Source organism: uncultured Thioclava sp. (genome assembly GCF_913064665.1).
GTDB classification, from domain to species: domain Bacteria; phylum Pseudomonadota; class Alphaproteobacteria; order Rhodobacterales; family Rhodobacteraceae; genus Thioclava; species Thioclava arctica.
This window is the reverse complement of the sequence record NZ_CAJYBT010000004.1, coordinates 24313-42404: the sequence shown is the minus strand read 5'-3', so window position 1 is coordinate 42404 and position 18092 is coordinate 24313. Positions and strand designations below refer to the sequence as shown.

Sequence of the window (18092 nt, the reverse complement as noted above, 5' to 3'; positions counted from 1 at the left end):
CAGGCTGACATGATCAGATTTTTCCTCGGCAAGATTCTCTGGCTGATCCCGACCTTGATCGGAATCACCATTGTGGCCTTCGGGTTCGTGCGGGTGCTGCCCGGTGATCCGGTGCTTCTTATGGCGGGCGAGCGCGGGCTAAGCCCGGAACGCTATGCCGAACTGACCCATCAACTGGGCTTTGATCGCCCGATCTGGGTGCAATATGGCGAGTTTCTGTGGCGCGTGCTGCATGGCGATCTGGGCAATAGCCTCGTCACGCACCGCCCTGTTTTGCATGAATTCCTGACGCTATTCCCCGCCACGCTTGAGCTCGCGTTCTGCGCGATGTTTCTGGCCATCGTCATCGGTGTGCCGGTGGGCGTGATCGCGGCTATCAAGCGCGGCTCGTGGTTTGATCAGGTCTCGATGACGACGGCGCTGGTGGGCTATTCGATGCCGATCTTCTGGTGGGGCCTGCTCTTGATCATCCTGTTCTCGGGCGTGTTGCACTGGACCCCTGTTTCGGGGCGCATTTCGCTGATGTATTACTTCCCCAATGGCACGAATTTCATGATCTGGGATGCGATTGCCTCGGGGCAGAAAGGTGCGCTGTCCTCGGCGCTCAGCCATCTGATTTTGCCCTCGATCGTGCTGGCCACGATTCCGTTGGCGGTGATTGCACGCCAGACCCGTTCGGCCATGCTTGAAGTGCTGGGCGAAGATTATGTGCGCACCGCACGCGCCAAGGGCATGCCGCCGCGCCGGGTGATCGGTATTCACGCGCTGCGCAACGCGATGATCCCGGTGGTCACCACGATTGGCCTTCAGGTTGGCATGTTGATGGCCGGGGCGATCCTGACCGAGACGATCTTTAGCTGGCCCGGAATCGGCAAGTGGATGGTCGATTCGATCTCGCGGCGCGACTATCCATCGGTGCAGGGCGGGCTGCTGATGATCGCGGTGATCGTGATGGTCGTGAACCTGATCGTGGACCTGCTGTATGGTCTTATCAATCCTCGTATCCGGCATAGGTGACATCATGGCTGACACAACACTCACGCCGGGAACACGTCGCGCCCAATTGGCCGAATTCTGGTTTTACTTTAGCGAGAACCGTGGTGCTGTCATAGCACTCGTGGTGTTCGCGCTGATCTTGTTTGCCGCCATTGCCGCACCGCTACTGGCAGGGCATGGGCCCGATGTGCAATTTCGCGACACCCTGTTGGCCAAGCCGATGACCGGTAATGCGCATGGCCATTTTTGGCTGGGCACCGATGCCATTGGGCGCGATATCTTGTCACGACTGCTGTTTGGCGCGCGCTATTCGCTGTTCGTGGGCTTTTTCGTGGTTGTGCTGGCGCTGTCGGTCGGGGTGATCCTTGGCTTGCTGGCAGGCTGGTTTGGCGGCTGGATTGATACCGTGATCATGCGGGTGATGGATGTGATCCTTGCGTTTCCGTCGCTGCTATTGGCGCTGGTTTTCGTGGCGATCCTTGGCCCCGGATTGATCAATGCGATGATTGCGATTGCGATCGTGTATCAGCCCCATTTCGCCCGTCTCACCCGCGCGGCGGTGTTGGGGGAGCGCTCGAAAGATTACGTCATGGCGGCGCAGGTTGCAGGCGCGGGCAATATGCGGCTGATGTTTCGCACCGTACTGCCCAACTGCCTCGCGCCGCTGATCGTTCAAGGCACGATGAGCTTTTCCAACGCGATCCTCGATGTCGCCGCGCTTGGCTTTCTCGGGATGGGCGCGCAGCCCCCGACACCGGAATGGGGCACGATGCTATCTGAGGCGCGTGAGTTCATTCTGCGCGCGTGGTGGGTCGTGACCTTCCCGGGGCTTGCAATCCTGATCACGGTGCTGGCGATCAACCTGATGGGTGATGGCTTGCGCGATGCGCTTGACCCGAAACTGAAGCGGAGCTGAGCCAATGTCCTTGCTGAAAATCCGCAACCTCACCGTTGAATTCGACACCGCCGCGGGGCCATTTCGCGCCGTGGATTCCATCGATGTCGAGGTCAGCCAACGCGAAGTTCTCGCCATCGTCGGGGAATCCGGCTCGGGCAAATCCGTCTCGATGCTGGCGGTGATGGGGCTGTTGCCCGATACCGCCACGATCACCGCCGATGTGATGGAATATGACGGGCGCGACATGCTGAAAATGTCGGACCGCGAGCGACGGTCGATCATCGGGCGCGAAATCTCGATGATCTTTCAAGAGCCGATTTCCTCGCTCAACCCCTCGTTTACCTGCGGCTACCAGATTGAGGAGGTGCTGCATCGCCACCTAGGCCTGAAAGGGGCAGCAGCGCATAAACGCGCGCTGGAACTGTTCGATCAGGTCGGCATTCCCGAACCCGAGCGGCGGCTGAGATCGTATCCCCATCAGCTTTCGGGCGGGCAATGTCAGCGCGTGATGATCGCGATGGCAATTGCGTGCAAACCCAAGCTTCTGATCGCAGATGAGCCGACAACAGCGCTTGATGTGACGATCCAGAAACAGATCCTCGATCTGCTGATGGCTTTGCAGGAAGATTATGGCATGGGGCTGATCATGATCACCCATGACATGGGCGTGGTGGCGGAAACCGCCGACCGTGTCAGCGTGCAATATCAGGGCAAAAAGATGGAAGAGGCCGATGTGCTGAGCCTGTTTGAGAACCCCCAGCACCCCTACACCCGCGCGCTGCTGGCAGCTTTGCCAGAAAACGCGACGGGGGATCGGCTGCTGACGGTAAGTGATGGTTGGGAGGGGCTGGTATGAGCGTGATCTTAGAGGTGCGCGACGTGACGCGCGACTATACCGTCTCGGGCGGGTTCATGCGCCCTGCGCGCATCATTCGCGCGCTGCATGGCATTTCCTTCGCGCTTGAGCAGGGCAAAACGCTGGCGATTGTCGGGGAATCTGGCTGCGGAAAATCGACGCTCGCGCGCATTCTGACGCTGATCGACCCGGCCAATTCCGGCGAGTTGCTGATCGAAGGTCAGCGCATCGACATCACCGCGCAAAAGATTACACCCGAGCTGCGCGCCAAAGTGCAGATCGTGTTTCAAAACCCGTATTCCTCGCTGAATCCGCGTCAGAAAGTGGGCGAGGTGCTGACGGAACCACTGATCATCAACACCAAAATGTCGGCCAATGAGCGCCGTGAGCGCGCCGAAACCATGCTAGAAAAAGTCGGGCTCGAGCGGCGCCATTACAACCGCTATCCGCATATGTTTTCTGGCGGTCAGCGCCAACGGATCGCGATTGCGCGCGCGCTGATGCTCAACCCGAAAGTTCTCATTCTCGATGAGCCAGTATCGGCGCTCGATCTGTCGATTCAGGCGCAAGTCTTGAATCTTCTCAAAGACTTGCAAGACGAGTTTAATCTAACCTATGCCTTCATCAGTCATGATCTTTCGGTGGTGCGCTATTTCGCCGATGAGGTGATGGTGATGAAGGATGGTGAGGTGGTGGAACACGCGCCGCGCGATGCGATCTTTGCCAATCCACAGCACGAATATACGCGCACCTTGCTGGCCGCGACCCCGATTGCCGATCTCGACAAAATCCGCGCCCGTCAAAAGCGCCGTCGCGCGCTGTTTGAAACGGCATGATCCGAAAGCGGAGCACCGTCAGAACGCTTAGATAGTCACGCCTTTGCGCAGGATGAAGCTGCCAAAGCGGCGGGTTTCGGTGCAGTGCACGACGCCAAATCCGGCACGGGCGCGGGCGTAAAACGCTTGGCGCTCCAGCGAGCCGCATCACCGGCAGCTTGGTCATCACGCGGCGTATCGTATCGGCGGATCAATTCGCTTGAGCAGTGAGGGGCGATGCATTGGCCACCGACAGTGTGGAAAAAATTCAGGCAAAACAACTGCCTACGCGAGTATCTAGGCTGATGGCAGCGGATGATAGCAGGCCACGCGCTGATCGGGCCCGATCTGTTCCAGCACGGGCACGGTTTTGCGGCATTGACCGCTGGCATACGGGCAGCGATTGGCAAATGCGCAGCCGGGCGGCGGGTTGAGCGGATTTGGCAGCTCTGCCTGACCCTGTTCGGGGTCGCCAAGCGCGCGGCCCACGACAGGCGCGCTCTCGGCTAGCAATTTGGTGTAGGGATGGCGCGGATTGGCGAAAATCTCTTCGGCGCGACCTTCCTCGACGACCGAACCGAAATAGAGCACGGCTATGCGGTCTGACACGGCCTCGACCACCGCCAGATCGTGGCTGATGAAAAGATAGGTCAGGCCGAATTCGTGTTTGAGATCCGCGAGCAGGTTCAAAACCTGAGCCTGCACCGAGACATCCAGCGCCGAGACGGGCTCATCCAAAATCAGGATACGCGCTTGGGCGGCAAGCGCGCGCGCGATGCCGATACGCTGCGCCTGACCGCCGGAAAATTCATGCGGATAGCGATCCAGAAAATCGGCGCGCAGGTTCACACTATCGAAAATCTCAAGAATGCGCTTTTCGCGCGCAGGACGGTCCATCTTATGCAGCAGCTTCAGCGGCGCATCCATGATTTGGCGGATCGTCTTGCGCGGGTTGAGACTGCTGATCGGGTCTTGGAACACGTATTGGATACGCTTACCAAAGTCCGCCGGGTCGGCGGTATTAAGCGCCGCGCCCTCGATCTCGATCTGGCCCGTTGTTGCCGGGATCAGTCCCACAAGCATCCGCGCCAAGGTGGACTTGCCACAACCGCTTTCACCCACGATGCCCAAAGTTTCGCCGGTGTTGACCGATAGCGTGATTGGATGCACTGCCTTTACGGCCCCCTTGGCACCGCCGAAAAGTTTCTTTCCGACAGGAAATGTCTTTGATAGGTCAGTGACTTGCAATGCGATGCTCATGCGGTTTCCTCCGCGAGGGTCGTTTCGGGGAACAGGCAGCGCACGGCGCGCGTATCCTCCCCGGCCAGCGCGATCTCACCTTGCTGGCAAGCCTCTTGCGCCCTCAGGCAGCGCGGGGCAAAGGCACAGCCCATGGGCAGTTCATCGACCGAGGGCGGCAGGCCCGGAATGGCCTCCAGCTTGCGCTTGCCTGCGCCCAGTTCGGGCACGCAAGCGATCAGCCGCGCGGTGTAGGGATGGGCGGGCGCGTCAAGCACCGCCATCGTCGGCCCGGTTTCTACGATGCGGCCCGCATACATCACCGCCACACGGTCGCAAAGCTGCGCGACAACGCCAAAATCATGGGTGATAAAGATGATCGCCAGCCCGCGTTCGCGCCGCAAGTCATTGAGAAGCGAAAGGATTTGCGCCTGAACAGTAACATCAAGGGCCGTTGTCGGCTCATCCGCAATGATCACATCGGGGTCATTGGCCAGTGCCATCGCGATGCCCACGCGCTGGCGCATCCCGCCCGACATTTCATGGGGGTAGCTGTCGATGCGCTCTTCGGCATTGGGGATGCGCACCGATCTCAGCAGATCGATTGCCTTGGCGCGCCCATCGGATTTCGAGATTGCGCGGTGGCACGAGATTGCTTCGATCAGCTGATCACCGACCTTGTAAAGCGGATGCAGCGTGGCCAACGGATCTTGAAAGATATAGGCGACGCGGCGACCGCGCAGGCTGCGCAATTCGGGGTAGGGCGCGCCGATCATGTCCCGCCCCTCAAGGCGCGCCGCGCCCCCGGTGATCACGCCGGGCGGCGAGGCCACCAGCCCCATAATCGACAGCGCCGTGACCGATTTCCCCGAGCCAGATTCGCCAATTACCCCCAAACATTCGCCCGGCTTGACCGATAGAGAAACGCCAGAAACCGCTTTATAGACCCTGTTTTTGACGTGGAACTGGGTGTGCAGGTTTTCGAGGCTTAGCAGCCCTTCGGTTTGCGTTCTGGCCGCGGGCTTGTCCTTGCGATCCACCCGCGTGGCCGCCATCGGGCGGCTCAGCGCGCCCGATTTGAGGCGCGGATCAAGGGCGTCGCGCACGCCATCTCCCAGCAGGTTGATGCTCATCACGATAATCAGGATCATGATGCCGGGAATGACCGAGGTATGCGGGTTGGTGATCAGGGCCGAGCGCGCCTCGCCCAGCATAGATCCCAGATCGGCCTGCGGAGGTTGGCTGCCAAGCCCGAGAAAGCTGAGCCCCGCGGTTTCCAAGATCATCCAGCCGATGGTCGTGGACATCGCGATCACGATGACGGGGATCACGTTGGGCAGGATCTCGGAGAGGATGATGCGCCTATTCGACATGCCCGCCAGTTTCGCCGCATCGACGAATTCCTTATGCGCCAGCCCCACGGTGATTCCGCGAATGTTGCGCGCGAAAAACGGGATGTTGACGACCGACACCGCGATCAGCGCGTTCACCAAGCCGGGGCCGAGGGCGGCGACAATCGCCAGCGCCAGCAGAATATAGGGAAACGCCATCAGCATATCGACGCCGCGCATGATGACATTATCGGTGCGCCCGCCGTAAAACCCTGCGATGATGCCCACGGCAGCCCCGGCCACGGCCGCAAACAGCGCGGCGGCAAAGCCCACAGCCAGAGACAGCCGCGTGCCCCATAACAGCCGTGAGAGCAAATCACGCCCCAGTTGATCGGTGCCGAGCAGATGACCGGGCGAGAAGGGCGGCTGAAAACGGTCAGCGGTATTGGTCACATCGGGGTCGATCAGCGGCAAGAGCGGCGTGATCAGCGCCAGCACCACCACCAGCCCCATCACCACCAGACCGCCCAGCGCCATCCGATTGCGCGCCAGCAATTTGAAAAACGCGCTCATGTCTTGATCCTCGGGTCCAGCAGGCTTTGCGCCACATCGACGATGATGTTGAAAATCACGTAGCAGGCTGCAACGAACACGACGCCGCCTTGCACCAGCAGGATGTCACGCTGCAGAATGGCATCGACCAGCATCCGCCCGATGCCGGGCCACTGAAACACGATCTCGATATAAACCGCGCCCGACAGCACGAACCCCGCCTGAATGCCCAGCACCGGAATGATCGAGACCATCGCCGCGCGCAACGCATGGCCCCAGATCACGCGGCCTTCGCCGACGCCCTTGGCCCGCGCCGTGCGGATGAAATCCTGCCGCAACACCTCGAGCATGGCCGACCGCGACAGCCGCGCCACAACCCCCGTCGCCACAACCGCGAGCGCCAGCGCAGGCATGGTGAGGTGGCGGATCAGATCGGGCAGATCGCCCCCGCCATAGATCGCATACATCCCCGAAACCGGCAGCCAGCGCAGATCGACGGCGAAGAAAAGGATCATCATCATGCCAAGAAAAAACGACGGGATCGAGATACCCAGCAGCACGACAAATGTGATCGCCTTATCGGCAAAGCCATATTGGCGCGCCGCTGAAATCGAGCCTGCGATGATGCCCAGAACGGTGCACATCACAAAAGACGTGCCCGCCAAGATCAGCGTGTTGTTGAAGCGCTCCAGCACCTCGTCGATGACGGGGCGGTTAAGCGAAAACGAGGTTCCGAAATCGCCATGCAACATGTTCCACAGCCAGATGAAATAGCGTGTCACCAGCGGCTTATCGAGACCCAGATCGCGGTTGATCTTGGCCACATTGTCGGGCGTGGCGTAGCTGCCCAGAATGGCCGTGGCCGGATCGCCGGGGATCATCGCCATGATCAAAAACACGATCACCGTGATGCCGAAAATCACCGGGATCGCCAGCAAAAGCCGTTTGAGGATATAGCCGCCCATTACCGCTCCGAATGGTTCGCGTCTCAAGAACAGAGGGCAGGCCGATCCGCCCGCCCTCCAAACCCGCTTAGGCCTTTTTCACGTCCTTGAGCAGCAAGAAGAACGACGGTTGCAGGGTGAAATCAGACACTTTGTCATTGCTCACTGCGTTCTGTTTCCAGTTCGCAACAAAGACCCAAGGCGCGTCGTCATGCACGATGACCTGCATCTTCTTGTATAGCTCGGCGCGCTTGGCCTGATCGGTCGAGGTCCGCGCCTCATTCAGCAGTTTATCCACCTCGGGGTTGGAATAATAGCCCGAGTTGAACCCGCCCTTATCGGGCCAGGCATCGGTGCGCAGCGCCAGATAGGGCAGGGTGTCGGGATCGTTGGTCATCCACGCCATCTCTGCCATATCGACATGCGCGCCGTTGGCATCCAGACCGGGGTTCACTTTGCCAAGGAAGGTGTTCCATTCAAAGGTCTCGATCTTGGCGTTCAGCCCCACGGCTTTCAGATCTGCCTGAATGGCGGTGCCCATCGGCACCGGGTCGAGCATCCCCGAGCCGCCATCGGTGACATAAAACACCACTTCCGCGCCCTCGGCCCCGGCCTCTTTGATCAAGGCTTTGGCCTTTTCGGGATCGTAGGGGTAGGGCTGCAAGCTGTCGTCATGCGCCCAGGCAAAGGCCGCAGGCGTTGGGCCCGCCGCGACCGTCGCGGTGCCCTCCAGAACGTCATTGACCAGCGCTTCCTTGTTGATCGCGTAATTGGCGGCCTGACGCACGCGCTTGTCCTTGAACGGTCCCGAGGCGCAATTGAGGATCAGGAACCACAGATGCGGGCCGGCCTGTTCGACCAGATGGTAGCTTGCATTCTGGAACTCTTTGAGTGCGACGGGCGGCACCTCGACCATCAGATCAATCCCTCCGGCCAGCATCTCGGCCACGCGGGTGTTGGCGTCGGTAATGGGGCGGAATATCACCGCCTTGAGGGTCGTTGGCGTGTCCCAATAATCGGGATTGCCCTCGACCACTACGGCCTCATTGGGGCGCCATTCCTTGAACACGAACGGCCCGGTGCCCACCGGATTGCGCCCAAAATCTTTGTCGAATTTCTTCACCGCAGTGGGCGAGACGATCAACCCCGTCGGATAGGCGAGGTTGGACAGGAAGGGCGCGTAGGGCTCTTTCAGCGTGAAGGTCACGGTTGTCGCATCGGTGGCCTCGACTTTGTCCACGCTGGAGAAAAAGAACGCCAGCGGGAACGGCCCGGTGTGGTGGTAGGGATGGGTGTCATCCAGCATACGCTGGAAATTGAATACCACCGCTTCGGCGTCAAAAGGCGATCCATCGTGGAATTTGACGCCATCGCGCAGCTTGAACGTATAAGTCTTCCCGTCTTCCGAGATCGTCCAGCTTTGCGCCAGCGCCGGTTCGACCTCCAGTGTGCCCGATTTGTAGCGCACCAATCCGTCATAGACATTCATCAGGATGCGGAAATCATTCACTGCGGTGACGGCGGCCGGATCGAGCGCCTTAGGCTCGGCAATCTGGCCCACGACCAGAACACCGGGTGGGGTTTCGCCCATCGCGGCCAGATTCGTGCCCATAAGGACGCCGCTCGCCACGCCTGAAATCAGTAGCGCGCGCCGCGTGAGGGTGAGTTTTGACATTGTGACCTCTCCTGTTCAGACATGGCTGATATTTTTTATGATAATTGCATCAGGGCAAATTATCATGATAATTGCAAGAGTCAGATAAACGGAGCAGCGTGCATGACGGTTTCGATCCTCGCATTCGACAAAAAAACAGGCATTTTGGGCGGGGCCGCAATGACGGGCAGCCTGTGCGTGGGGGCTTGGGTGTTGCGTGGCGGGGCCGATTCGGGGCTGTCGGCCAGTCAGGGAACTGCGCCGTCGACGTTGTGGGGGGACGATGTCTTGACCGAGATGCGCGCTGGCAAGCCAGCGGCGCTGGCGGTGGCCAATGTGACGGCGCCTGATACCGGTCGCGCGCATCGCCAGCTTGCAGCAATCGACTGCCACGGGCGCACGGGCCATTTCACTGGCGATCTCAGCGTGCCGGTCTGTGGCGCGCTGGAAGGGCCGGGTGTCGTCGTGGCGGGCAATATGCTTTCGGCCCCCGAGGTGATTTCGGCCACGCGCGACGCCTATCTGGGCAGCACGGGCGCAATGCCTGACCGTCTGATGGCTGCACTGGTGGCGGGCGCGCGGGCAGGGGGCGATAGTCGGGGTCTGCTTTCGGCGGCGCTGTTGGTGGTGTCGCGCAGCCAAACGCCGCTGAGCCTGCGGATCGACCGCTCGGCCCGCCCGCTTGAGGACCTCGCCAGCCTGTTGGCCGCAGCGCGCACCGAGCCCTATTGGGGGTGGACCCGCGTGGTGCCCACGCTGGCCGATCCGTATCGCGCGCCCGATCTGGTCACGACCGAACCGCTGCCCGTCCCCGAGGTCTGACCCCGGAACCTGACCCCCGCGCTATTCGGCGATGAAGCGTTTCATCACCTCGGCTTCTTGCGCCTCCATCAGGCGCTGTGCGGTCTCCATGTGATCGGCCATAATCAGGCGGGCGTCTTCGCCACGGCCCTCCCGCAGCGCCGCGATCAACTGGATCTGGTGATTGCGCCCGCTCTCCCACAATTCGCGATTGGGCGGGGCGTAGAGTTTGCGATAGACGGTCAAATCGGAAAGGATTTGCGCCATGAAACCAATCAGAAACGATAGCAGCGGATTGTCAGATTGGCGCGCCAAACTCGCATGAAATTTAAGCGAATCCACATGTTGCTGGCGCTCTTCTTCCGGGGATTTCGCAGGTTCTGCATAATGCGAGATCAGATCTTCCAACTCTGCCAATGCGGGTTCTGACAGCGTGCCTGCCAATTGTGCGACCATCTCGGGTTCCAGCACGCGGCGAATCTGATAGATGTCGGCCACGGTCAGGTCTTTGAAATAAAAGTAGTTTCCCAGTAGAGACCGGGCGCGTTCCTCGGTGACCTCACCCACGAATGACCCGCCTCCGGGGCCGGTGCGCGTTTCGATCAGACCTTGCCCTTCGAGCAGGCGCATCGCCTCGCGGATCGTGCCCTTGGACATCGCAAAGCGCGTGATCATCTCGGCCTCACCGGGCAGCCGATCGCCCTTTTGCAAGCCTTGGGACACAACCCAATCCTTGATCTGATCGGCCACTTTCGCAGGGCGGCGGCGTTTGGGTTCGGGATCGGATTTGCGGGCCATCGGCGTCATTCTGCTAGGGGTGTTTCTTTTTTCTAGAACAATCAGAGCAGAAAGAGTAGTCACCGAATTATCATGATAAATAGGAATGTCGACATGACCCAGTGGGGCGAGATCGCGCGCGAGCGGCTTGAGATTATCTCGATGGCGTCACAACCTGGTCCTGGCGTGACCCGGCTGCCGTTCAGCGATCAGCACGAGGCCGCAATCGGCATCATCACGGGCTGGATGAGGGCGGCGGGATGTGCGGTGCATCTGGATGCGGCGGGCACACTGGTGGGGCGGCGCGCGGGGCCTGCGGGGGCGGGCACGTTGCTGATCGGCTCGCATCAAGATTCCGTGCGCCAAGGTGGCTGTTTTGACGGGATCATGGGGGTCGCTTTGGGCTGTCTTGCGCTGGAAAAGCTGGAGCAAGACAGGGTGGATCTGCCCTTCGCGGTCGAGATTTTGGCCTTTGCCGATGAAGAAGGCGTACGCTTTCCCACCGCTTTGCTGGGCTCGCGCGCGTTGGCGGGCACGCTGGACTCGGCGGTGTTTGCGATGTGCGATGCCACGGGCGAGACCCTTGGCGATGCGCTTGCGCGCTTTGGCGGGGATCGCGACGCAGCATTGCTTCTGGCGCGCGATCCTGCGGACACTTTGGGCTATCTTGAGCTGCATATTGAGCAAGGTCCGGTGCTGGAATCGCTGGATGCACCGCTCGGCGTGGTGACGGCGATTTCGGGGATCGAGCGACATGCGGTCACCATCATCGGTGAGACGGGGCATGCGGGTACGGTGCCGATGGCGCTGCGTCGCGATGCGTTGCGTGCGGGGGCCAAGCTGGTTGAGGCGGTGCATGATCTGGCGCTGCGTCACGATTTGCGCGCCACGGTCGGGGCCCTTACTGTCAGCCCCAACGTGGTGAACGCGATCCCTTCGCAGGTGGATCTGACGGTCGAAATTCGCGCCCCCGAGGATAACGCGCGCGAGGCTGCGGGGGAAGAATTGGCCCGGATTTGCGCCGATATCGCGCGCGAAACCCGTACCGAGATTGTCGCCATGCGCAGCTATGCCCAGCCCGCCATTGCCTGTGATCCCACCTTGCGTGCCCAGTTGCAAACAGCAGTGCGCGATGTGACGGGGCAGGCCCCCGAGCTGGCGTCGGGCGCAACCCATGACGCCTCGGCCATGGCCGATCTTTGCCCGGTGGCGATGATGTTTGTGCGCTGTCACAAGGGCATCAGCCACAGTCCCGCAGAGCAAGCGCGCGACGAAGATATGGGCGCGGCGGTGGAGGCGTTGGCAGAGACGCTGCGGGCGTTTGACCCTGCGGCGCGTGCCCTTGCACACCCCCAGAGCGTTATTTGACGCCCGCCGCTTTCGCCTGATCCCAAAGCGCGTCCATTTCGGTCAGATCGCTGTCTTTGGGGGCTTTGCCGCGCGCTTGAAGTTCGCGTTCTATATAGTTGAAACGCCGCGTGAATTTCATATTCGCAGCGCGCAAGCTTGCTTCGGGGTCCAACCCCAGATGGCGGCCCAGATTGACCATCACAAACAGCAGATCGCCATATTCCTCGGCCAGTTCATCGGGGCCAAGCGAGTCGCGCGCCTCTTCCAATTCGCGCGCTTCCTCGACGATCTTATCCAGCACCTCGTCGGTTGAAGGCCAGTCAAACCCGACCCGCGCGGCCCGGTTTTGCAGCTTGATCGCACGGCTGAGCGCAGGCAAGCCAAGCGCGACCCCATCAAGCACCCCCACGCGCTCGGATTTGCCCGCTGCTTTGCGCTCGGCTGCCTTGATCGCTTCCCAATCTGCGGTTTGCTGCTCGGGCGTTTTGTCGCGGCTCTCATCGCCAAAAACATGGGGATGACGCGCCACCATCTTGGCGTTGATCGCGCCCAGCACATCAGCGATATCGAATTTGCCCCCCTCATTCGCCATTTGCGCATGATACACGACCTGCAAGGCCAGATCGCCCAATTCGCCGGGCAATTCGTTCCAAGCCTTGCGCGCGATGGCATCGGCAACCTCATGCGCCTCTTCGATCGTGTAGGGCGCGATGGTGTCGAAATCCTGCTCGATATCCCAAGGACAACCGGTTGTCGGATCGCGCAATGCGGCCATGATCGCCACCAGACGCTCAAACTGGCGCAGATATCCGCCCGTCGCGTCAAAGATCAGATTGGGGTCATAACCGGGCATCGCGTAATCTCCGTATAGGGGGAATTGCGCGAAATTAGGCATGGCGCGCGCGCAGAGTCCACCGCGCAGCCCGCTTGCCGCGATCATCGCGCCGTGAACAGCGTGCAACGGGGCTGGCATCGCCTTGCCAAGCGTCATAGGCACGGATAGGGTGCGCGCCGACAGACGGGGCGATCTGCCCCCAAGGCCCAAAGACAAAGGACCACGACATGTTCGCAACACCCGCATTCGCACAAGCCGCCGGCGCATCCGCTAGCCCCGTCGCAGCACTTGGTCAGTTTCTACCGCTGATCCTGATTTTCGTGATCGTCTATTTCCTGATGATCCGTCCCCAGCAGAAAAAAGCCAAAGATCACAGGGCGATGGTTGAAACCCTGCGCCGTGGCGACAAGGTGGTCACGCAAGGCGGGATCATCGGCAAAGTGTCCAAGGTGCTTGAAGATGGCGAGGTCAAGGTCGAGATCGCACAGGGCGTTGAAGTCAACGTGATCAAAACCACCATCGTGCAGGTTCTGTCCAAGACCGAACCCGCCACAAGCGCCAAATAATTAGCCAAAGGCCCATCGCCCATGTTGCAGATCTCGCTGTGGAAGCGCGTGCTGATCCTTGCCGTTATTTTGGCAGGGATCATTTTTGCCGCGCCGAACGCTTTTTACAACCGGGTTGAGGGGCATAATGATGCGCTCTTAGCCCTGAAGAAAAACGGCGCTATGACGCCCGAGCAGCAGCAGGCGAACTCGGCCTGGCCCGATTGGCTGCCCTCTGGTCTGGTCAATCTGGGCCTTGATCTGCGCGGCGGTGCGCAGCTTTTGGCGCAGGTCAACGTGGCTGATGTTTATAAGAGCCGCGTCGATGCGCTCTGGCCGGAATTCCGCAAGGCGCTTGCGGATGAACGCGCGACGCTTGGGGCGATCCGGCGCGTGCAGGCCGATCCGGGCATTTTGCGCATCCGCATCGGTAATGGCGATCAGATGCAAAAGGCGATCGAGGTTGCGCAAACGCTGAACACGCCAGTGACTTCACTGACAGGTGTTGGGCAAAAGACCTACGCGATCACCAGCGAGGGCGACCAGTTGGTGATTCAGCTTTCTGACGCTGAAAAAGCCGCAACCGACGATCGCACGGTGCAGCAATCGCTTGAAATCGTGCGTCGCCGGATTGACGCAGCTGGCACGCGCGAGCCCAGCATCGTGCGCGAAGGCTCGGACCGGATCTTGATTCAGGTGCCCGGGCTGAAATCGGCGCAAGAGCTGAAAGAACTGATCGGCACGACCGCCAAGCTGACCTTCAACTCGGTGATCTCGACCACGTCGAACCCGAATGAGGCGGTGGGCGCGGGCGAGGAAATCTTGCCGTCCTCCGATCAAAAAGGGTTGTATTATGTGCTGGATACCTCGCCAGTCGTTACCGGCGAGGATCTGACTGATGCGCGCCCAGATACCGATCAAAACGGCTATCCGGCGGTGGGCTTTCGCTTCAACGTGAGCGCTGCGCGCACCTTTGGCGACTACACGCAGGCCAATATCGGCAAGCCCTTCGCCATTGTGCTGGATAACAAGGTGATCTCGGCCCCCGTCATTCAATCGCATATCGCGGGTGGTTCGGGCATCATTACCGGGCGCTTCACGGTCAAAGAGGCAACCGATCTGGCGCTGTTGCTGCGCGCGGGCGCGTTGCCAGCTTCGATGACCTTCCTTGAAGAACGCACCATTGGCCCGGAACTGGGCGCAGATTCGATCAAGGCGGGCAAGCTGGCCGCTGCCGTTGGCGCGGTGCTGGTTGTGGCCTTCATGATTGCGTCTTACGGCTTGTTCGGCTTCTTTGCCTCGATCGCCTTGGGGATCAACATCGCGCTGATCTTTGCGATCATGTCGGTGATCGGTGGCACGCTGACGCTGCCCGGCATTGCGGGGATCGTGCTGACGATGGGCACGGCGGTGGATGCCAATGTGCTGGTGTTCGAACGCATCCGAGAGGAGCTGAAGATCGCCAAGAAACCGGCTCGCGCCATCGAACTGGGCTATGAGCGCGCGATGTCGGCTATTATCGATGCCAACGTCACCACCTTCCTCACGGCCTTGATCTTGTTCGTGCTGGGGGCAGGGCCGGTGCGTGGCTTTGCGGTGACGTTCCTGATTGGTATCGTAACATCTGTGTTTACCGCGATTTGGGTGACACGACTTTTCATCAGCTTCTGGTTCGCACGCAAGCGTCCCAAAGAGCTCATTCTGTAAGGGAGCAGAGATCATGGCATTCCGTCTGAAACTGGTCCCCGAAAAGACCACCTTCGACTTCTTCAAGCATCAAAAGCTGACCTTCGGCTTTTCGGTGGTGATGGTGCTGGCCTCGCTGGTGCTGGTGTTCACCATGGGGCTGAACCTTGGGATCGACTTCCGGGGCGGCACGACGATCCGCACCGAAAGCGATATCGCGATCAATGTCGGGGATTATCGCCGTGCGATTGCGCCGCTTAACTTGGGCGATGTGGCGATTACCGAAGTTTATGATCCCAACTTCCGCGCCGATCAGCATGTTGCCACGTTGCGCATTCAGGCGCAGGGCGGGCAAGAGGCGATCTCGCCCGAGACCCAGTCCAAGGTGCTCGCCGCGCTTCAAACCGTGAACAAGGACGTCAAAATCACCTCGACTGAATCGATTGGCCCGAAAGTGTCGGGCGAGCTGGTCTGGACGGCGGTATGGTCGGTGCTGGCGGCAGTGGCGGCGATCCTGGTCTATGTCTGGCTGCGATTTGAATGGCAATTCTCGATTGGCGCCGTGGCCGCCTTGATCCATGACGTGACGGTGACGATCGGGATTTTCTCACTGTTTCAGCTCAAGTTCGATCTGTCGATCATCGCGGCTCTGCTCACGATCCTGGGCTATTCGATCAACGACACAGTGGTTGTGTTCGACCGGCTGCGCGAAAACCTGATCAAATATAAGAAAATGCCGTTGCGCGATGTGATGAACATTTCGGTCAACGAAACGCTCTCGCGTACCGTGATGACGTCTGGCACTACGCTGCTGGCGCTGATCGCGCTATTGGTGCTGGGGGGCGATGTGATCCGCAACTTCGTCTTTGCGATGACCTGGGGCGTGATCGTGGGCACCTATTCCTCGGTCTATGTGGCCAAGAATATCGTGCTGTTTATCGGGTTGGATCGCAACAAGGAGAAGAAGGACCCTTCCGAGAAGTTCTTCGACAAAACCGATGTCGCTACTGACTGAAGCCAATTTTGGCGCCTCGCTGCCTATCGATGGCTATGGCCCGGGATTTTTCCGGGTCGCAGGCGAGGTGCATCGCGGCAATCTCTGGCTGATGGCGGATCAAAAAGGCGATTGGGGCGGCGTGGACGATCTAGCGGCGCTTGAGGCGCTCGCTGGTCAGATTGATCTCTTGTTCATCGGCACGGGCCAGCAACTCGCCCATTTGCCCAAATCCCTTGTCGAGGCGCTCGCGGCCAAGGGCATCATGTGCGAACCGATGGCCACGCCGACTGCGGCGCGCAGCTATAACGTGCTGCTGTCTGAGGGGCGGCGTGTGGGCTGTGCGCTTTTGGCGATGCCGGAAAAGGACTAGCGCCATGAGCATGCTCAGTGTGCGCAACTTGGCTGTGTCGCGCGGCGGCTTACCGGTCTTGGAAAATCTGTCGTTCGAGGTTGAGGCCGGTCAGGCGCTTGTGCTGCGCGGCCCCAACGGGATCGGCAAGACGACGCTGTTGCGCACGCTGGCGGGTTTGCAACCCGCATTGGCAGGCAACGTGTCGATCCCCAGCGAAAGCATGGCCTATGCGGCGCATTCCGACGGGTTGAAGTCGACCCTTACCGTCAGCGAGAACCTGAAATTCTGGGCGGCGATCTATGCGACCGACACGATAGACCCCGCGCTTGAGAGCATGAATTTGCGCGGCTTGGCAAACCGGGCGGCCATGAGCCTGTCCGCAGGACAAAAACGCCGCCTTGGGCTGGCGCGGCTGTTGGTCACGGGCCGTCCCGTCTGGGTGCTCGATGAGCCGACCGTGTCGCTCGACACCGCCTCTGTGGCGCTGTTTGCCCAAGCCGTGCGCGGCCATCTTGCGCAGGGTGGCGCGGCGCTTTTGGCGACCCATATCGATCTGGGGCTAGAGGAGGCGCGCGTGCTCGATCTTGCCCCGTTCAAAGCGCGGCTCCCCGAAGAGGGCGGCATGCTGGGTGCCTTTGATGAGGCTTTCCTATGATCAACCGAAGCGCATGGTGTTCCTGTTGGAGCCTCCGGCGGGAGTATTTGGAGCTAGATGAAAGGGCGCGCGCGCTACGGTTTCATCTAGCCAGAAATACTCCCCGCGGAGCGTCCCACGGGTGTCTCCGGAAGGGATTCTCAGTATGATTGCACTGTTGATCCGTGATCTGCGTCTTGCGGTGCGTGCGGGTGGGGGCTTTGGGCTGGGGCTTGCGTTCTTCCTGATCGTTGTGACGCTGGTGCCGTTTGGCGTCGGGCCGCAGGGGGATATCTTGGCGCGGATTGCACCGGGGATTTTGTGGCTTGGGGCATTGCTGGCCTGCCTTTTGTCTCTCGATCGGATCTTTGCGCTGGATTTCGAGGATGGCTCTTTGGATCTTTTGGCCACCGCACCGATCCCGCTCGAAGGGGTTGTGGCGATGAAGGCGTTTGCGCATTGGCTCACCACCGGGCTGCCTTTGGTGATTGCCGCGCCGATCTTTGGTATCTTGCTGCATCTGCCCGCAGCGGCGCAAAGCTGGCTGGTGATTTCGCTGCTATTGGGCACGCCGGCCTTGTCGGTGCTGGGCACATTTGGCGCGGCGCTGACGGTGGGGCTCAAGCGGGGCGGGCTGTTGCTGTCGCTTCTGGTATTGCCGTTTTATGTCCCCACATTGATCTTTGGGGCCGAGCTGATCCGGCGCGGCGCGCAGGGCATGGCGACCGATGTTGCTCTGTTGATGCTTGCGGGCATTACAGCGGCCACAGTGGCGCTTATTCCCTTTGCGTCAGCCGCGGCCATCCGCGTCAATCTGCGCTAGGTTCCCG

19 protein-coding genes are annotated in these 18092 nt (G+C 60.4%); 12 read left to right on the top strand and 7 right to left on the bottom strand.

The window, feature by feature from the left end; all coding sequences use genetic code 11:
* Nucleotides 1-9 precede the first annotated feature (9 nt).
* Genes QZ571_RS02505 through QZ571_RS02490 form a run of 4 tightly spaced genes read left to right on the top strand, consistent with a single transcriptional unit; the run spans nucleotide 10 to nucleotide 3586 of the window.
* Complete coding sequence (locus tag QZ571_RS02505; RefSeq protein ID WP_295531213.1) at nucleotides 10-1017, top strand: ABC transporter permease; 1008 nt, start codon at nucleotides 10-12, stop codon at nucleotides 1015-1017.
* A gap of 4 nt (nucleotides 1018-1021) precedes the next feature.
* Complete coding sequence (locus QZ571_RS02500; protein WP_295531210.1) at nucleotides 1022-1912, top strand: ABC transporter permease subunit; 891 nt, start codon at nucleotides 1022-1024, stop codon at nucleotides 1910-1912.
* A gap of 4 nt (nucleotides 1913-1916) precedes the next feature.
* A complete protein-coding gene (locus QZ571_RS02495) occupies nucleotides 1917-2750 on the top strand; it encodes an ABC transporter ATP-binding protein (RefSeq protein WP_295531206.1) in 834 nt (277 codons plus the stop codon).
* Complete coding sequence (locus tag QZ571_RS02490) at nucleotides 2747-3586, top strand: dipeptide ABC transporter ATP-binding protein (protein WP_295531203.1); 840 nt, start codon at nucleotides 2747-2749, stop codon at nucleotides 3584-3586. Before QZ571_RS02495 ends, QZ571_RS02490 begins: the two co-directional genes overlap by 4 nt.
* A gap of 27 nt (nucleotides 3587-3613) precedes the next feature.
* Here QZ571_RS02490 and QZ571_RS02485 read toward each other — a convergent pair whose 3' ends face one another.
* The 5 genes from QZ571_RS02485 to QZ571_RS02465 all read right to left on the bottom strand — a co-directional run bounded on the left by QZ571_RS02485 (nucleotide 3614) and on the right by QZ571_RS02465 (nucleotide 9306).
* Entirely contained in the window at nucleotides 3614-3724 is a 111-nt protein-coding gene (locus QZ571_RS02485; protein WP_295531512.1) for an RbsD/FucU domain-containing protein, read from the bottom strand.
* A 138-nt stretch (nucleotides 3725-3862) separates the two neighbouring features.
* A complete protein-coding gene (locus QZ571_RS02480) occupies nucleotides 3863-4825 on the bottom strand; it encodes an oligopeptide/dipeptide ABC transporter ATP-binding protein (protein WP_295531199.1) in 963 nt (320 codons plus the stop codon).
* Nucleotides 4822-6708 carry a dipeptide/oligopeptide/nickel ABC transporter permease/ATP-binding protein gene (locus tag QZ571_RS02475; protein ID WP_295531196.1) on the bottom strand — a complete coding sequence of 629 codons (1887 nt, stop codon included), beginning with the start codon at nucleotides 6706-6708 and terminating at the stop codon, nucleotides 4822-4824. Before QZ571_RS02475 ends, QZ571_RS02480 begins: the two co-directional genes overlap by 4 nt.
* Complete coding sequence (locus QZ571_RS02470; RefSeq protein WP_295531193.1) at nucleotides 6705-7652, bottom strand: ABC transporter permease; 948 nt, start codon at nucleotides 7650-7652, stop codon at nucleotides 6705-6707. The genes QZ571_RS02475 and QZ571_RS02470 overlap by 4 nt, the downstream gene beginning before the upstream one ends.
* A gap of 67 nt (nucleotides 7653-7719) precedes the next feature.
* On the bottom strand, nucleotides 7720-9306 hold the full coding sequence (locus QZ571_RS02465) for an ABC transporter substrate-binding protein (RefSeq protein ID WP_295531190.1): 1587 nt from the start codon (nucleotides 9304-9306) through the stop codon (nucleotides 7720-7722).
* A 102-nt stretch (nucleotides 9307-9408) separates the two neighbouring features.
* On the opposite strand from QZ571_RS02465, the gene QZ571_RS02460 reads away from it, so the two are divergent.
* Nucleotides 9409-10107, top strand: coding sequence for a DUF1028 domain-containing protein (locus QZ571_RS02460; RefSeq protein WP_295531187.1), 699 nt, complete (start codon nucleotides 9409-9411; stop codon nucleotides 10105-10107).
* A 21-nt stretch (nucleotides 10108-10128) separates the two neighbouring features.
* Here the strand turns inward: QZ571_RS02460 and QZ571_RS02455 are convergent, their stop codons facing one another.
* A complete protein-coding gene (locus tag QZ571_RS02455; RefSeq protein ID WP_295531184.1) occupies nucleotides 10129-10884 on the bottom strand; it encodes an FCD domain-containing protein in 756 nt (251 codons plus the stop codon).
* Nucleotides 10885-10977: 93 nt separating this feature from the next.
* On the opposite strand from QZ571_RS02455, the gene QZ571_RS02450 reads away from it, so the two are divergent.
* Nucleotides 10978-12231, top strand: a complete 1254-nt coding sequence (locus tag QZ571_RS02450; RefSeq protein WP_295531180.1) for a M20 family metallo-hydrolase — start codon at nucleotides 10978-10980, stop codon at nucleotides 12229-12231.
* Here QZ571_RS02450 and mazG read toward each other — a convergent pair.
* Entirely contained in the window at nucleotides 12224-13066 is an 843-nt protein-coding gene (gene mazG / locus QZ571_RS02445) for a nucleoside triphosphate pyrophosphohydrolase (protein ID WP_295531508.1), read from the bottom strand. The genes QZ571_RS02450 and mazG overlap by 8 nt on opposite strands.
* A 209-nt stretch (nucleotides 13067-13275) precedes the next feature.
* Between mazG and yajC the strand changes: the two genes are divergently transcribed.
* From yajC to ccmB, 6 genes are all read left to right on the top strand, one after another.
* Nucleotides 13276-13614 carry a preprotein translocase subunit YajC gene (yajC, locus tag QZ571_RS02440; protein WP_295531177.1) on the top strand — a complete coding sequence of 113 codons (339 nt, stop codon included), beginning with the start codon at nucleotides 13276-13278 and terminating at the stop codon, nucleotides 13612-13614.
* A 21-nt stretch (nucleotides 13615-13635) separates the two neighbouring features.
* Nucleotides 13636-15300 carry a protein translocase subunit SecD gene (gene secD / locus QZ571_RS02435; RefSeq protein WP_295531174.1) on the top strand — a complete coding sequence of 555 codons (1665 nt, stop codon included), beginning with the start codon at nucleotides 13636-13638 and terminating at the stop codon, nucleotides 15298-15300.
* Nucleotides 15301-15313: 13 nt separating this feature from the next.
* Complete coding sequence (gene secF / locus QZ571_RS02430) at nucleotides 15314-16294, top strand: protein translocase subunit SecF (RefSeq protein WP_295531171.1); 981 nt, start codon at nucleotides 15314-15316, stop codon at nucleotides 16292-16294.
* On the top strand, nucleotides 16278-16646 hold the full coding sequence (locus QZ571_RS02425; protein WP_295531168.1) for an Mth938-like domain-containing protein: 369 nt from the start codon (nucleotides 16278-16280) through the stop codon (nucleotides 16644-16646). The genes secF and QZ571_RS02425 overlap by 17 nt, the downstream gene beginning before the upstream one ends.
* Nucleotides 16647-16650: 4 nt before the next feature.
* Complete coding sequence (gene ccmA, locus QZ571_RS02420; RefSeq protein ID WP_295531165.1) at nucleotides 16651-17283, top strand: heme ABC exporter ATP-binding protein CcmA; 633 nt, start codon at nucleotides 16651-16653, stop codon at nucleotides 17281-17283.
* A gap of 145 nt (nucleotides 17284-17428) precedes the next feature.
* The gene (ccmB, locus tag QZ571_RS02415) at nucleotides 17429-18085 is read left to right on the top strand and encodes a heme exporter protein CcmB (protein WP_295531162.1); all 657 of its coding nucleotides are present in this window, start codon (nucleotides 17429-17431) and stop codon (nucleotides 18083-18085) included.
* The last annotated feature ends 7 nt before the right edge of the window (nucleotides 18086-18092 follow it).